The organism is Pseudomonas helleri, from assembly GCF_009600315.1.
Taxonomy (GTDB): Bacteria; Pseudomonadota; Gammaproteobacteria; order Pseudomonadales; family Pseudomonadaceae; genus Aquipseudomonas; species Aquipseudomonas helleri_A.
Genome location: NZ_WIWC01000020.1, coordinates 24,879 through 40,880 on the forward strand (window position 1 = coordinate 24,879; position 16,002 = coordinate 40,880).

The window sequence follows — 16,002 nt, forward strand, 5'->3', positions numbered from 1 at the left end:
TCCGATAGTTCTGTGGGATAACTCTTATTGATTAGGCGAGCTGTTAGTAGGCTATTCAGGTTTGGACTCTTCATGCCTCGCGAAAGGTTCTCAGGACTGGGCCGCACCGCAGCGTTTAAGCCGTGCTTCCAGATTCCGATCGGGCATGGCATGAGTGCGCAGCGCTTTTACCGTCTGCTCAACATAATCGCGAGTAGTACCGTAGCGCCCGCTGGCGTTGGCCAGAACCTGACGCAGCACAGTGTCCGGCAAGTTGCCTGCATAGCTGGGTAAATGGCGCTCCAGCACAAATCCGAGTGCCTGTACCTCAGTGCCGTTGTCCAGCCGACAGCTAAGCCAGCACGGCCGGTAGGAGGGAACCGGCATTTCCCGCAGCCAAAGTGCGTGCAATGCCGCGTCCAGGTTGTCCTCTGGCAGCCTGTACGCAAAGCCACTGCATGAACCACCACGATCCAGACCAAATACCAGACCCGGCCATTGCGGCGTACCACGATGTTCGTGAGATCACAGATACAGGCCGCGATGGTAGCCATGCACTCGTCCGCGCACACGCTCGACCGCTGAACATTCGGGGCGCCAGATCAGTGAACCGTAGGCAAACAACCACACTGGCCCGCCTTGGTGACGCGCCATGGTGCTACGAAGGGAGTTGTGCAATTGCTCAGGGGTCAACGGTGCCCCGAGGTCGAGTCGCGGCGGGTAGTGCGGATTTAAGCAGTCAGTTTCTATAACCGTCATAACCAGTGATCGCGGCCTTACACGCTTAACATGAAGTAAACAAAATAACGTGTTGATTCTTATAGCACTAAAAATAAGACGCTGCGGTTTGTCAGATGAACTGTGCAGGCAAGCCAGCCGTGATGCTGTCGAAAATAGGGCTTGCCTGCCCTGTTTTCAAGGCCGTGGGCAGTAGGCGAACACATCGGCGCGCATTTGATGCGGGTCCATGCCGGCGCTGACCAACGCGTCAAGGGTGCCGTAGATCATCGCAGGGGAACCACTGGCGTAAACATGTACAGCGCTCAAATCACTGATGTCTTCGCACACAGCCTCATGCAGCAATCCACAGCGACCTTCCCAGCCACACAGGTCACTGACGACTTTGTGCAGGAACAAATTGGGAGTTTTTTGCCAGGCTTCCCACTCTTCGAGGCCGTAAAAGTCCTCGGGGCGACGCACGCCCCAGTACAGGTGTACCGGGTACTTGAAGCCTTTCTCTCGGCAATGCTCAATCAGGCTATGCATTTGCGCCATACCGGTTCCGGCAGCGATCAAAACCAAAGGACCGTCTGGTAACTCGGCCAAATGGGTATCGCCATACGGCAGCTCAATTCTAACCATCCGGTTACGCTGCAATTGCTCAATCAAGCTGAGCGAACTGGCCTCACGGGCCAGAACATGCAGCTCCAACTCACGGCCGGAGTGCGGTGCACTGGCCAGTGAGAAGGCCGATTTCTCACCATTCTCGCGTGTCAGCATCGCGTATTGCCCGGCGTGATAACGCGGAAGTTTGCCGGCTGGCGCACGTAAACGCACACGCCATACATCCCCCCCGACTTCGACACATTCGACCAATTGACACGCCAGAGTTCGCACCGGTATTTCTCCTAACGCAAGCACGCCATCCCACAGCACCACGCAGTCTTCAAGCGGTGCTGCCAGACAGGTATAGACCTCGCCGTGATCGCGCACTTCCCCCGCCTGGTCAACCTGCCCTTCAACCAGCAAGGCCGCGCACACGTGGCAATTACCATTGCGGCAGCTCTGCGGGCATTCATAGCCCAAGCGCTGCGCCGCATCCAGAATTCGCTCACCAGGCCGGGTTTCTAACACCGCGCCTGAAGGCTGCAAGGTTACTCGCATCAATCTATTCCTAATTGATTCCAGATGTCATCGACCCGGCGGGTAACCGCTTCGTCCTTGACGATGACCCGGCCCCATTCGCGGGTGGTTTCACCGGGCCATTTATTCGTGGCGTCCAACCCCATCTTGGAACCCAGGCCGGAAACCGGCGAGGCAAAATCGAGGTAGTCGATAGGCGTGTTTTCGATCATCACCGTGTCGCGCTTGGGATCCATGCGTGTGGTGATGGCCCAGATCACGTCGTTCCAGTCGCGGGCATTGATGTCGTCGTCAGTCACGATAACGAATTTGGTGTACATGAACTGGCGCAAAAACGACCACACACCGAGCATCACGCGCTTGGCGTGCCCCGGGTACTGCTTTTTCATGGTCACAATGGCCATGCGGTATGAGCAGCCTTCTGGCGGCAGATAGAAGTCAGTAATTTCCGGGAATTGCTTTTGCAGGATGGGTACAAACACTTCGTTTAATGCCACACCCAAAATCGCCGGTTCGTCAGGCGGACGGCCGGTGTAGGTACTGTGGTAGATCGGTTTGACCCGATGAGTGATGCGCTCAACAGTAAAGACCGGGAAGCTGTCGACTTCGTTGTAATAGCCGGTGTGGTCGCCATACGGACCTTCAGGGGCCATTTCACCCGGGTGGATCACGCCCTCAAGAATAATCTCGGCAGTGGCAGGCACTTGCAGGTCGTTGCCTCGGCATTTAACCAGTTCAGTGCGGTTGCCACGCAACAAACCAGCAAAGGCATATTCGGACAGACTGTCCGGAACCGGCGTTACAGCGCCCAAAATAGTTGCCGGGTCTGCACCCAAGGCGACTGAAACAGGGAACGGCTGGCCGGGGTGTTTTTCGCACCATTCACGGTAATCCAGCGCGCCGCCGCGATGGCTCAACCAGCGCATGATGACCTTGTTGCGGCCAATCACTTGCTGACGATAGATGCCGAGGTTTTGTCGGTCCTTGTTCGGACCTTTGGTCACGGTCAGGCCCCAAGTAATCAGTGGCGCCACGTCGCCCGGCCAGCAGTGCTGAACCGGCAACATGGCGAGGTCGACGTCATCGCCTTCAATGACCACTTCCTGACACACCGCGTCTTTAACGACTTTCGGGGCCATGGAAATGATCTTGCGGAAGATCGGCAGCTTGGACCACGCGTCTTTCAGACCTTTAGGCGGCTCCGGCTCCTTGAGAAACGCCAGCAATTTGCCAATTTCACGCAGTTCGCTGACAGACTCCGCCCCCATACCCATCGCCACACGCTCGGGTGTGCCGAACAGGTTGCCGAGCACAGGAATGGTGTGACCGGTCGGGTTCTCGAACAGTAACGCCGGGCCTTTGGCACGCAGCGTGCGGTCGCAGATTTCGGTCATCTCCAGCACTGGAGACACGGGAATCTGGATGCGTTTCAACTCTCCGCGCTGTTCCAGTTGCTGCACGAAGTCCCGAAGATCCTTGAATTTCATTGACGTTGGCACCCTCTAAATAGGCGTACATCCTACCTGCTAAGCCCGTCGCTGGCAGCTTATCGCTGCTTAACGGGCGGTATTGGCATTGTCCAAGCCCGATGAGCCTTTTGCAGGCAGACTTTCAAACAGCGGCTGCAACACAGGAATTATCAACTCAGCCCCCACTTCAGAGAGGTGATTGTCGTCGGCATACAGCGAGTTGCCATTCTTTTCAGCCCGGCAAAATCCAGAGGTGTCACACAATTGCGGTGTCGGGTCCAGCACCTTGACGCCCGGATCTGCTGCCGCGAACTGATCAAACAAGGTATTGATAAACGCTTTTTGTTTGAGATGGTCAGCCAACGGCATTCCCACGTGGTCGGTTGGCTGGCCCAACATCGCCATACGGCTCAAACGGTAAGGCGGATTGAAAGGCTGCAACGGTGCCTCTTTCATCAGCCACACGCGATAACCGGCCTTGCGTAATTGTTCCACTCTGGCACGCAAGCCTTGTGCGAAGCGCTGTTCGGCGGTGGCGCGGTCATAGCGGCCATTACTATCGTGCAAGGCATGCTCGTGATCGCCTTTAGCATCGCCATAGAGGTACAGACTCCAGCGGGCCACCAGCATCACATCAGAAACGGGTTCGGCTTGCAGAGCACGCTCGGCACGGCGGTTGTCATGGGCGCAACGAGCACCGTATTCCAGCCCCTCAAGGGGCAAGCAACCCGCGGAGCTGGCCAACAACACATTGACCCCATGCCGTTTGGCGCTGGCTTGCAATGCCGGGATCAGCGCTGTGCCGTGGCTGTCGCCCCATACCAGCACCTGAGCGGGTGCATCGGCTGGCTCGCCGTAACGGCAAAACGGTGTATCGACAGGCTGCTTGCCATCGGTAATGCACGCCATCAACTCAGGTCGCCATTCGCTGGCCTTGGCAAAGTGCAAGGCTTGCTCGGACAGGCGCGAGGGCAAACCATCAGTCCAGCGCAGCGCCTGTCCTGCCAAACTCAAGACTAAAATACCCAGACCGGCCGCAGTCAATATTTGGCGACGGCCCGCCAACAGGCGACGTTCCCGGAACGGTGTTTCGACCCATCGCCATGATGCATAACCGAGGATCAACGTCAGTACGATCAACGCGCTCGTCAGCCAAGGGCCGAATTGACCCACATTGATATAGCTGGCGAATACAAATACCGGCCAATGCCACAAGTACCAGGAATAGGAAATTAAACCCAGACCTACCATGGCGGGCAGACTCAACACGCGCCCCACCCACGTGGTGTGACACTCATTGGCCCAAATCAGAGCAATAACCCCCAGGACCGGCAGCAAGGCAGCTGCGCCGGGGAAAGGCGTGTGTTTGTCGTAACCCAACACGGCGATCAGAATCAAACTGAGGCCTAGCAGACTGATGCACTGTGCCGCTGTGGCCGTGAGGCGCTTCTTTTGCGCAGGCGCGACTGCCAGAAGTGCACCCGCTAGCAGCTCCCATGCCCGCATAGGTAAAAGAAAAAATGCCTTTTCTGGATGCTGTGCCACGGCCCACACGCTGAGCCCGAACGACATTAACAAGAGCGAGAGCAATGCCAAACGCCAGTGTTTTAAACGGCTGGCGAGTACCGTCAGCACCAAAGGGAAAACAATATAAAACTGTTCTTCAACGGCCAATGACCAGGTATGAAGCAACGGTTTTAAATCACTGGCCGCATCAAAGTAGCCGTCCTGACGCATAAACAGGAGGTTGGAAGCGAACATCACTTGATAACGAACGGAGCGGCCAAGCTCTTCATAATCCTTGGGCGCCATCAGGAACCAGCCCACTGCCAGCACAGCTGCCAACAACACAAACAAAGCCGGAAGAATGCGCCGTGCGCGTCGCGCCCAAAACTCGACAAAACTGAAACGACCAGCTTCTCGCTGACGCCAGATAATCGAAGTAATCAGGTAGCCCGAAATAACGAAGAACACGTCGACGCCAACAAAGCCGCCTGAAAAACCCGGCACACCAAAGTGAAATAACACAACGGCAATAACAGCCACTGCACGCAGACCATCAATATCTCTGCGATAAACAAGAGAAGTCATAAAACCAGTAATCCGTTAATACATTATTGTTATTGACCCGCGCTGGGCACGAACCTTCATTATTTTTGATAAAAAAAAAGGCGCCCGTACATGGGCGCCATTTTTTATTCGAGAAACCGTATTACTTACGCTTCATCGACAGGAAGAACTCATCGTTGGTCTTGGTCTGTTTCAGCTTGTCGATCAAGAACTCGATCGCTGCGACTTCGTCCATCGGGTGCAACAGCTTGCGCAGAATCCACATGCGTTGCAGTTCGTCATCAGCGGTCAACAACTCTTCGCGGCGTGTGCCGGAGCGGTTGATGTTGATTGCCGGGAAGACTCGTTTTTCAGCGATCTTGCGGTCCAGAGGCAGTTCCATGTTGCCAGTGCCTTTGAACTCTTCGTAGATCACTTCATCCATCTTCGAGCCGGTTTCAACCAGCGCGGTAGCGATGATGGTCAGCGAGCCGCCTTCTTCGATGTTTCGCGCCGCACCGAAGAAACGCTTTGGCTTCTCAAGGGCGTGAGCATCGACACCACCTGTCAACACCTTGCCGGAGCTTGGGATGACGGTGTTGTAGGCACGAGCCAGACGGGTAATGGAGTCGAGCAGAATCACCACGTCTTTTTTGTGTTCCACCAGGCGCTTGGCCTTTTCGATCACCATTTCAGCAACCTGCACGTGGCGGGTTGGTGGCTCGTCGAAGGTGGAAGCAACCACTTCGCCGCGAACGGTACGCTGCATTTCGGTTACTTCTTCAGGGCGCTCGTCGATCAACAGAACGATCAAGTGCACTTCAGGGTTGTTGCGCGAAATGTTCGACGCGATGTTCTGCAACATGATGGTCTTGCCCGCTTTTGGCGGAGCAACGATCAGACCACGCTGACCTTTACCAATCGGGGCACAGAGGTCGATCACACGGCCGGTCAAATCTTCGGTGGAACCGTTACCGATTTCCATCTTCATGCGTACGGTCGGGAACAACGGCGTCAAGTTCTCGAAGAGAATCTTGTTTTTCGCGTTCTCTGGACGATCGTAGTTGATCGTGTCGACTTTCAGCAGTGCGAAGTACCGCTCGCCTTCTTTTGGCGGACGGATTTTGCCGACGATGGTGTCGCCAGTGCGCAAGTTGAAGCGACGAATCTGGCTAGGCGAGACGTAAATATCGTCCGGGCCGGCCAGGTACGAAGCGTCAGCGGAACGGAGGAAGCCGAAGCCGTCCTGGAGAATCTCCAGCACGCCATCACCCGAGATTTCCTCGCCGCTTTTCGCGTGCTTTTTGAGCAGGGAGAAAATCACGTCCTGCTTGCGCGAACGGGCCATATTTTCTATGCCCATCTGTTCGGCCAATTCGAGCAGTTCGGTAATCGGCTTTTGCTTGAGTTCAGTCAGGTTCATATAGGAATGACGTAATCATTTATGGGGAGGGAAATTAAGCTTTTGGGCTTAATGAGGCCGCGCCGCAGAGAAGGCGACAGGATCGCGTACTAATTCGATAAGGAGTGCGTCGGCGACGGCTTGCAGGGGGCAGTGGAGAAACCAGTGCGGGGCCGAATGTACCACTTGAGTTTCATAGCGTCTAGTCCTTGAGCCATGAAAAAGCCCCGCATTTAGCGGGGCTTTTATCGACGCTTAAATGTTTGCGTCGAGGAATGCTGCCAACTGCGACTTCGACAAAGCACCTACTTTGGTGGCTTCAACGTTGCCGTTCTTGAACAACATCAGAGTAGGAATACCCCGTACGCCGTGCTTGGCAGGAGTTTCCTGGTTTTCATCGATGTTCAGTTTGGCAACAGTCAGCTTGCCTTTATAAGTCTCGGCGATCTCGTCCAGAACGGGCGCGATCATTTTGCAAGGACCGCACCATTCAGCCCAGTAGTCGACCAATACAGCGCCTTCAGCCTTGAGAACATCGGCCTCAAAGCTAGCGTCGGTGACGTGTTTAATAAGATCGCTGCTCATGGAAGTCTCCGTGGTTGTAAGCAAAAACGTAGCACATCATAGCCGTCATCAACGCGTTCAGGAAGCTGAGCGATGATTGACTCTTACTATAGTGGTACCTGATCAAATGTATCGATCAGGTCGCTCAAGGATCCTGGTGCGCAATTAAGGTGCGCCAGCATCCTTACTCACGCGCCATTGCAGCACTTCATCTGCGCGGGAGCGCCCTGAACACGGAGAGTCATTCACTGAAACGGCTCATGGCTTGAGAGTCGCCCACCGTGTGTAGGCATTTTTGAAACCGACAATAAGAAAAACGAATTATCCGGGAACAGCTAATGTCTTAGCTTGCATGTTCCATATCAAAGCATCTGACACTACGCGTTGGCGCGAGCGTTTGATCGTGGCACGATGGCGACGTTATCGACCGAGACCTCTCAACCATGCCCCAATCCCAACCCAAGAGTCCGCCCCTGATCGCCGCCATTGATCTGGGTTCCAACAGTTTTCATATGGTGGTGGCAAAAGCGCAGAACGGTGAAATCCGTATTCTCGAACGTCTGGGGGAAAAGGTTCAGTTAGCTGCGGGCATCGACGAAGAGCGCAAGCTCAACGAAGAATCCATGCAGCGCGGGCTTGATTGCCTGAAGCGTTTTGCCCAACTGATCAACGGCATGCCGCTGGGTGCCGTGCGTATCGTGGGTACCAACGCCTTGCGTGAAGCCCGCAACCGCCATGAATTTATCGTGCGTGCCGAAGAAATTCTGGGCCATACCGTTGAAGTTATTTCCGGCCGCGAAGAAGCCCGCCTTATCTATTTGGGCGTGTCGCACACCCTTCCTGACACGCCCGGCAAGCGTCTGGTCGCCGATATCGGCGGCGGCAGTACAGAGTTCATTATCGGCCAGCGCTTCGAGCCACTGTTGCGCGAAAGCCTGCAAATGGGTTGCGTCAGTTTTACTCAACGTTACTTTCGCGACGGCAAGATTACGCCGGCGCGATACGCTCAGGCCTACACGGCGGCGCGCCTCGAAATCATGAGTATCGAAAACGCGCTGCACCGTTTGGGCTGGGATGAAGCCATCGGTTCGTCGGGCACTGTTCGGGCCATAGGGCTGGCCATCAAGGCCGGCGGGCACGGCAGCGGCGAAGTGAATGCTGAAGGCTTGAACTGGCTGAAACGCAAACTGTTCAAGCTGGGCGAAGTCGACAAAATCGATTTTGAAGGCATCAAACCGGATCGCCGGACTATTTTCCCGGCGGGTCTGGCCATTCTTGAAGCCATCTTCGACTCTCTTGAACTGCAGCGCATGGACCACTGCGACGGCGCACTGCGTGAAGGCGTGCTGTATGACCTGCTGGGTCGCCATCATCACGAAGACGTACGTGAGCGCACCCTCAGCTCGTTAATGGATCGTTATCACGTTGACCGCGAACAGGCGGCGCGAGTTGAGGCAAAGGCCCTGCGGGCTTTCGATCAAGTCGCCAAGTCATGGGACCTCAAGGACGGTGTGTGGCGAGAGCTGCTGAGCTGGGCAGCCAAAGTGCATGAAGTCGGCCTGGACATTGCCCACTACCACTACCACAAGCACGGTGCTTATCTGATCGAGCACTCCGACCTTGCCGGCTTTTCACGCGAAGACCAACAAATGCTCGCGCTGCTGGTGCGCGGTCATCGACGTAACATCCCTAAAGACAAATTCGCCGAGTTTGGCGAAGACGGCATCAAGCTGATTCGCCTGTGCGTGCTACTGCGCTTTGCGATTTTGTTCTATCACATCCGGGGTAATCAGGAGGCGTCGCAAGTCAAACTGCGCGCTCACGGCGACCACCTGGAAGTGATGTTCCCCGAAGGCTGGCTGGCACAAAACCCGCTGACTCAAGCCGACTTCGAGCAAGAAGCACAATGGCTAACGCGAGTTGGGATTGTGCTGACGGTGTCTTAAAGACCTGAGTGCCGTAGCAGCTGCCGAAGGCTGCGTCCGGCGGTGAAACCGCCGTAAGGCCTAATATCGCGGTGTTTAAATTTTACCGGGACTTCAGGGTTTACGAGCGCTTCGCACTCGGACGCAGCCTGCGGCAGCTGCTACGGAACTGGGCCTTTACACCGATGGGCCGGTGCTGACGGTCAACACTGGCAGGCTCAAACGCTCAAGCAAGGTCGCCTGTGCGCTACGCGGGTTCTGGTTACCGGTGGGTGTATTGCGCACATAACGACCGTCAGACTGCAAAATCCAGCTGTGGGTGTTGTCCGTCAGGTAGCACTCCAATTCCTTCTTGACCCGCAGAATCAGCTTTTTGCCCTCGATCGGGAAACACGTCTCCACGCGTTTATCGAGGTTGCGTTCCATCCAGTCAGCACTCGACAGGAACATCTGCTCCTCGCCGCCATTGAGGAAGTAGAACACCCGTGTGTGCTCCAGGAAGCGACCAATGATCGAGCGCACGTGAATATTGTGCGAAACGCCGGGAATCCCTGGTCGCAAGCAGCACATGCCCCGCACGATGAGGTCTATTCTCACTCCCGACTGACTGGCTTTATACAGTGCACGAATGATTTTCGGGTCAGTCAACGAGTTGAACTTGGCAATGATGTGCGCAGGCTTGCCCTCTACCGCGAACTGAGTTTCGCGGGCGATCATGTCGAGCATGCCTTTTTTCAGGGTAAACGGCGCATGCAGCAGTTTCTTCATGCGTAACGTTTTACCCATCCCGATCAATTGGCTGAACAGCTTGCCAACGTCTTCACAAAGCGCATCGTCCGACGTCAGCAAGCTGTAGTCGGTGTACAACTTGGCGTTACCGGCGTGATAGTTGCCCGTGCCCAAGTGTGCATAGCGGACGATTTCGCCCGCTTCACGACGCAGAATCAGCATCATCTTGGCGTGAGTTTTAAACCCCACCACACCATAAATCACCACCGCACCAGCGGCCTGTAGACGGCTAGCCAGTTGCAGGTTGGACTCTTCGTCAAAGCGCGCACGCAGCTCAACCACCGCCGTCACTTCTTTGCCGTTGCGCGCAGCATCCACCAGCGCGTCAACGATTTCGGAGTTGGCACCGCTACGGTAGAGCGTCTGGCGCACGGCAAGTACATGCGGATCTTTGGCCGCCTGACGCAACAAATCGACGACCGGAGTAAACGACTCAAACGGGTGAAGCAGCAAAATATCCTGCTTGCTGACCACGCTGAAAATGTTCTCACTGTTCTGCAACAGCTTGGGAATGGCTGGCGTAAACGGCGTGTATTGCAGCTCCGGGTGGCTATCCAGCCCGGTGATGCTGAACAGCCGTGTCAGGTTGACTGGACCATTGACCGTATACAGCTCGGTTTCGTGCAGGTTGAACTGTTTGAGCAAGTAATCGGACAGATGTTTAGGGCACGTATCCGCCACCTCCAGACGCACTGCATCGCCGTACCGACGTGAGAACAACTCGCCACGCAGGGCGCGGGCCAGGTCTTCTACATCTTCCGTATCGACAGACAAGTCTGCGTTTCGGGTCAGTCTGAACTGATAGCAGCCCTTGACCTTCATGCCTTGGAAGAGGTCATCGGCATGGGCATGAATCATCGACGACAGGAACACATAGTTGTCCCCTGTACCGCCAACGTCTTCAGGCACCTTGATCACTCGCGGCAATAAACGCGGTGCCGGGATAATTGCCAGACCCGAATCACGGCCAAAGGCATCAATGCCTTCAAGCTCGACGATAAAGTTCAAGCTTTTGTTAACCAGCAACGGGAACGGATGCGTCGGATCAAGGCCGATAGGCGTGATGATGGGTGCTATTTCGTCGCGGAAAAACTTGCGAACCCAAGCTTTGATCTTGGTATTCCAGTGGCGCCGACGAATAAAGCGCACCTGATGCTTTTCGAGTTCAGGGAGCAAGATGTCGTTGAGAATCGCGTATTGGCGATCAACGTGACCGTGCACCAACTCACTGATCCGCGCCAGCGCTTGATGCGGCTGCAAGCCATCTGCGCCCGCTTGTTCACGAGCAAAGGTAATTTGCTTCTTCAGGCCGGCGACACGAATCTCGAAAAATTCATCCAGATTGCTGGAGAAAATCAGCAGGAATTTCAGCCGTTCCAGTAATGGATAGGACTCATCCAGCGCCTGTTCCAGCACGCGAATATTGAACTGCAATTGCGACAGTTCGCGATGGATATACAGGCTGCTGTCATCCAGGCTCGGAATGGCGATCACTGGGTGCGCCGCCGCAGGTGTTTCCGCCGCCGCTGGAGCATGGGTGTCCTGCACGGGTGGCGTTTGCGGGGCCGGCTCAACCATCGGTTGGGCCTCGGTAGCAGCGAGTTCTGTCAGTCCTTCGGTATTCATTGAATGTTCCTGTAAGAGCGGGTTGACTCTCGTAACAGTTAAGCGGCGCATGCGGTCAAGCTGCCAGAATGCCACCAACGCCGGTGGGTTTAAACCGCTCGAAGGTGCTTTGTGTAAGTCAGAGCCTGTTAGAGGACGATTTGTCGATTTTGTTCGTGGTAAACACGCCCACACCTGCGCGCGCCTTTTATACCGACCCTCCATGAACACTAGATGACAACGCATATGATGTAGGTCAAATGGAAATCATTTGTAGGAATTGTTAACGACAAGAGACCTTCCGAGACTTTCCTGAACGTGCCTTAAGGCGTAGGCTGCGCGTTCAATTTCGCCAGCATCCAGACAATGCTCCAACAATTTCTTCAAGAATTCGGCTACTTCGCCCTGTTTCTAGGGACGTTCTTTGAAGGTGAGACCATTCTGGTTCTCGCAGGCTTCTTGGCGTTCCGCGGATACATGGACCTCAAACTGGTCATGATTGTGGCGTTCCTCGGCAGCTATGCCGGCGACCAGCTGTGGTATTTCCTGGGGCGCAAACACGGCCGCAAATTGTTGGCGCGCAAACCGCGCTGGCAGCTGATGGGCGACAAGGCGCTGGAGCATATCCGCAGGCACCCTGATATCTGGGTACTGAGTTTCCGTTTCGTCTACGGCCTGCGCACGGTCATGCCTGTGGCCATTGGCCTGTCCGGCTATCCGCCGGGGCGCTACTTGCTGCTCAACGGTATTGGCGCGGCCATCTGGGCCATTGCACTGGCGACCGCGGCTTATCACTTTGGCGCGGTACTTGAGGGCCTGCTGGGCAGCGTTAAAAAGTATGAACTCTGGGTGCTCGGTGCTCTGCTCCTGCTCGGTGTGTGCCTGTGGATACGTCGCCGCATCAAAAATGCCCGTATTGCAAAACAGACGGCATTGGAAGAAAAAAACAAAGCCGCTGCAACCACAGATATCCCGCCTTCCGAATAGACCTGTCAGCTCCATCGGATAACACCGCCGCCTTGATGATCCAAGCCCCGGCGGTGTACAAAGCCCTATAGCTTCACACGCCGAATCCGGCGACATTAGGGCCATGTCCAAAGGAGACTTCCAATATGACTCAGAAAAAAGTTGCCGTGATTCTCTCCGGTTGCGGTGTCTACGACGGCGCTGAAATTCATGAGACCGTTATTACCTTGCTGCGCCTGGATCAACGCGGTGCCAAGGTTCAATGTTTCGCACCCAACATTGCGCAGCATCATGTGATCAACCACCTGACGGGCGAAGAAATGCCGGAGTCGCGCAACGTGCTGGTTGAGTCGGCGCGTATCGCTCGTGGCGATATCAAGGATATTAGCGAGGCCAATGTCGAAGATTTCGACGCGCTAATCGTTCCGGGCGGGTTTGGTGCAGCCAAGAACCTTTCGGATTTTGCCTTCAAGGGCACCGAATGCGCCGTTCAACCGGATGTGCTGGCGCTGGCCGAAGCCTTCGCCGAAGCCGGTAAACCGATTGGCCTCATGTGCATCTCGCCTGCCATTGCCGCCAAAATCTATGGCCCGGGCGTGGTTTGCACCATCGGCAAAGACGCCGATACAGCGGCTGCGGTCAGCAAAATGGGCGGCGAACATCACGAGTGTGACGTGTCTGAAATCGTTGAAGACAAAGCTCGCAAACTCGTCAGCACACCCGCTTACATGCTCGCCAACTCCATTAGCGAAGCGGCTTCTGGCATCAACAAAATGGTCGACCGCGTGCTGGAACTGACTCAACAGGAGTAATCAGCCCCGCATCAATCGGGTCAGAATCCGGTCAAGTGAATTGGCGAACGCTTGTTTCTCGCGCTCGCCATAGGCACCCTGCCCGCCGCCCATCTGGCCCTGCTCACGCAGGTCGGTAAACAGGTTACGCACCGCCAACCGCTCACCCATGTTTTGCGGGTCAAACTCCTTGCCGCGAGGGTCCAGTGCTGCCACGCCCTTTTTTACCAACCGGTCAGCCAGCGGCACATCGCTACAAATCACCAATTCACCGGGTACGGCATGCTCCACCAGATAGTCATCTGCTGCGTCGGGGCCGCTGGGCACGACGATCAGCTTGACCAGCGCGTACGTGGGTTTGATCTGGCTTTGCCCCGCCACCAGCACCACTTCGAACTGACGCTTGAGCGCGAACTTGATAACTTGATCCTTCGCAGCCTTTGGGCAAGCGTCTGCGTCAATCCAGACTCGCATGGTGGGTACTCCTGAAGTGAATAATGGGCCTGCAACCTACGTCCGTAGCAGCTGCCGAAGGCTGCGTCCGGCAGCAAAGCTGTCGTAAAGCCAGGCTCCTCGGTGTGCCGGGATACCTGGAACTCAGGATTTACGATCGCTACGCAATCGGACGTCGCCTCCGGCAACTGCTACGAAGCCTGCACCCGGCGCCTTTCAGCCAGTTTGCTACGCCCGAAGAGCACCGCAATCGCCGCCAGCGCCAACACTTGTGCGCCCAGTGAATAGGCGTCCGCGTGAATGCCCAGCCAGTCGAACTCAAAGAACGCAACGGGTCGCGTACCGAAAATACCGGCTTCTTGCAGGGCCTTCACGCCATGCCCCGCGAACACGACTGACAAAGCGCACAGCAATGCCGCATTGATGCCGAAGAACAGCGCCAGCGGCAGCTTGGCCGAGCCGCGCAGAATGACCCACGCCAGACCGATCAACAGCACCAATGCCGTGGCACCTCCCGCTAGCACGGCATTGTGGCCGGCCGGGCCGGCTTGCAGCCACAGGGTCTCGTAAAACAGGATGACTTCGAACAGTTCTCGGTAAACCGAAAAGAACGCCAAAATGGCAAAACCAAATCGACCGCCACCGCTGACCAGGCTGCTTTTGATGTAGTCCTGCCACGCTGCCGCATGACGCCGGTCGTGCATCCACACGCCCAACCACAACACCATGACGCTGGCGAACAAGGCGGTACAGCCTTCGAGCAGTTCACGCTGGGCGCCACTGACATCAATCACATAGGCAGCCAAGGCCCACGTCGTCAACCCCGCAACCAATGCCAAGGCCCAACCGGCGTTGACGCTGCGTACCGCAGATTGCTGACCCGTGTTGCGCAAGAAGGCAAGAATCGCCGCCAGCACCAGAATCGCTTCAAGCCCTTCGCGCAGCAATATCAGCAAACCGGAGATGTAGCTCAATGACCAGCTCAGACCGTCGCTGCCCAGCAACCCTGCCGACTCTTTAAGCAAGGCTTTAGCCGCCTCCAGACGCTGCTCAACCTGTGCAATCGGCAACCCGTCCTGCAGCGATTGCCGATACGCCATCAGCGCTTTTTCGGTGTTTTTGCGCACGTTGCTGTCAACGTTATCCAACGAGCTTTCAACCAGCTCAAAGCCTTCCAGATACGCGGCCACAGAGAGGTCGTACGCTTGTTCGTGATCCCCTTCGCGGTAAGCGACCAGGCTCTTGTCGAGCGTTTCGCTGGTGTAGTCCAGCAACTGCGCAGGACCACGCTTGACCTGCGGCGGTTGGGCCCGTTGAGCACGGAACGTTGCCGCCGCTTGTGGGCCTGCAGCTGCCAGTACTTCATTGGGTGTTTGACGGGCAAGGTCGGCAAGGTTGTAGGTTTTCTCTGTCTTGGCAGCCGCCGGATCGGCACTCAAACCTGCAACATAGGTCGCCAGATCCCAACGCTGGCGCTCGTCCAGTTGGTCGGCAAACGACGGCATATCGGTGCCTTCAACGCCTAAGGTCAAGGTGTTGAAAATAGCGTAAAGACTCAGACGATCCAGCCGCGCTGCGTCGCGAAGATTGGCGGGGGGCGGTGTCATGCCGAGGCTGGCCGGGCCATCTCCCGCCCCGGTTTCGCCGTGACATACCGAACATTGCTGCGCATACAGCGTCGCACCGCGGGCCGGGTCGGGGGTAATTACCGGTGCTTGACTGACTTCGTAAGCCGCCGCCAGCTTGGCCCCAAGCTGGCGCGCTGCACGGGCCACGCTGGCGCCGTCTTCACGCCGTTCGATTGCGCCCTGCAAGGCACTGACGCCTTGTACCAGTTCGCCATGCTCAGGACGATCTGGCAGGTCAGCAATCAAGCCTTTAAGCACCGACAAAAATTCCAGCTGCTCGCGATACTCGGTTTCGTCGATGACCTTGCCATCTTCAACCGTAGGCGGATAGTCAGCCCCAATGTAGTCGATCAGGTGCAGCGCTTGTGAAGCACCTTCCGGGGAATTGGCAGATACGGCAAGGCTGCACAACGCGAGCGCTGGCAGGATCAGCCAGGCCAAGAAACGCGAGCGGGCGGTCATGGATAAATCCGAATGGAAATGAGAAGTAACACATTGTTCACTTCCCATGACCGCGAC

11 protein-coding genes and 1 pseudogene are annotated in these 16,002 nt (G+C 56.1%); 3 read left to right on the forward strand and 9 right to left on the reverse strand.

What is annotated here, in order from left to right; all coding sequences use genetic code 11:
• Positions 1–90 precede the first annotated feature (90 nt).
• The 6 genes and pseudogenes from GHN86_RS13450 to trxA form a co-directional block, all read right to left on the reverse strand.
• Positions 91–738: pseudogene (locus tag GHN86_RS13450) on the reverse strand (gamma-glutamylcyclotransferase).
• 156 nt (positions 739–894) lie between these two features.
• Positions 895–1,863: a CDP-6-deoxy-delta-3,4-glucoseen reductase gene (locus tag GHN86_RS13455; RefSeq protein ID WP_153380053.1), complete on the reverse strand. Its 969-nt coding sequence runs from the start codon at positions 1,861–1,863 to the stop codon at positions 895–897.
• Positions 1,863–3,329, reverse strand: a complete 1,467-nt coding sequence (gene ubiD / locus GHN86_RS13460; protein WP_153380055.1) for a 4-hydroxy-3-polyprenylbenzoate decarboxylase — start codon at positions 3,327–3,329, stop codon at positions 1,863–1,865. Before ubiD ends, GHN86_RS13455 begins: the two co-directional genes overlap by 1 nt.
• A 69-nt stretch (positions 3,330–3,398) precedes the next feature.
• A complete protein-coding gene (locus GHN86_RS13465; RefSeq protein WP_153386725.1) occupies positions 3,399–5,402 on the reverse strand; it encodes an acyltransferase family protein in 2,004 nt (667 codons plus the stop codon).
• Positions 5,403–5,523: 121 nt separating this feature from the next.
• A complete protein-coding gene (gene rho, locus GHN86_RS13470; RefSeq protein WP_003438291.1) occupies positions 5,524–6,783 on the reverse strand; it encodes a transcription termination factor Rho in 1,260 nt (419 codons plus the stop codon).
• Positions 6,784–7,017: 234 nt separating this feature from the next.
• A complete protein-coding gene (trxA, locus tag GHN86_RS13475) occupies positions 7,018–7,347 on the reverse strand; it encodes a thioredoxin TrxA (protein ID WP_016783018.1) in 330 nt (109 codons plus the stop codon).
• Positions 7,348–7,769: 422 nt separating this feature from the next.
• On the opposite strand from trxA, the gene ppx reads away from it, so the two are divergent.
• Entirely contained in the window at positions 7,770–9,272 is a 1,503-nt protein-coding gene (gene ppx / locus GHN86_RS13480) for an exopolyphosphatase (RefSeq protein ID WP_153380057.1), read from the forward strand.
• A gap of 156 nt (positions 9,273–9,428) precedes the next feature.
• Here ppx and ppk1 read toward each other — a convergent pair whose 3' ends face one another.
• On the reverse strand, positions 9,429–11,666 hold the full coding sequence (gene ppk1, locus GHN86_RS13485) for a polyphosphate kinase 1 (protein WP_153380059.1): 2,238 nt from the start codon (positions 11,664–11,666) through the stop codon (positions 9,429–9,431).
• A gap of 345 nt (positions 11,667–12,011) precedes the next feature.
• On the opposite strand from ppk1, the gene GHN86_RS13490 reads away from it, so the two are divergent.
• Together GHN86_RS13490 and elbB are read left to right on the forward strand one after the other, a co-directional pair.
• Entirely contained in the window at positions 12,012–12,632 is a 621-nt protein-coding gene (locus GHN86_RS13490; protein ID WP_153380061.1) for a DedA family protein, read from the forward strand.
• A 125-nt stretch (positions 12,633–12,757) separates the two neighbouring features.
• Positions 12,758–13,423, forward strand: coding sequence for an isoprenoid biosynthesis glyoxalase ElbB (elbB, locus tag GHN86_RS13495; RefSeq protein WP_153380063.1), 666 nt, complete (start codon positions 12,758–12,760; stop codon positions 13,421–13,423).
• On the opposite strand, the gene GHN86_RS13500 is transcribed toward elbB, so the two are convergent.
• Both GHN86_RS13500 and GHN86_RS13505 read right to left on the reverse strand, forming a co-directional pair.
• A complete protein-coding gene (locus GHN86_RS13500; RefSeq protein ID WP_153380064.1) occupies positions 13,424–13,876 on the reverse strand; it encodes a YaiI/YqxD family protein in 453 nt (150 codons plus the stop codon). It lies immediately after the preceding gene.
• Positions 13,877–14,046: 170 nt separating this feature from the next.
• Positions 14,047–15,945, reverse strand: a complete 1,899-nt coding sequence (locus tag GHN86_RS13505) for a cytochrome c/FTR1 family iron permease (protein WP_153380066.1) — start codon at positions 15,943–15,945, stop codon at positions 14,047–14,049.
• Between the last annotated feature and the right edge of the window lie 57 nt (positions 15,946–16,002).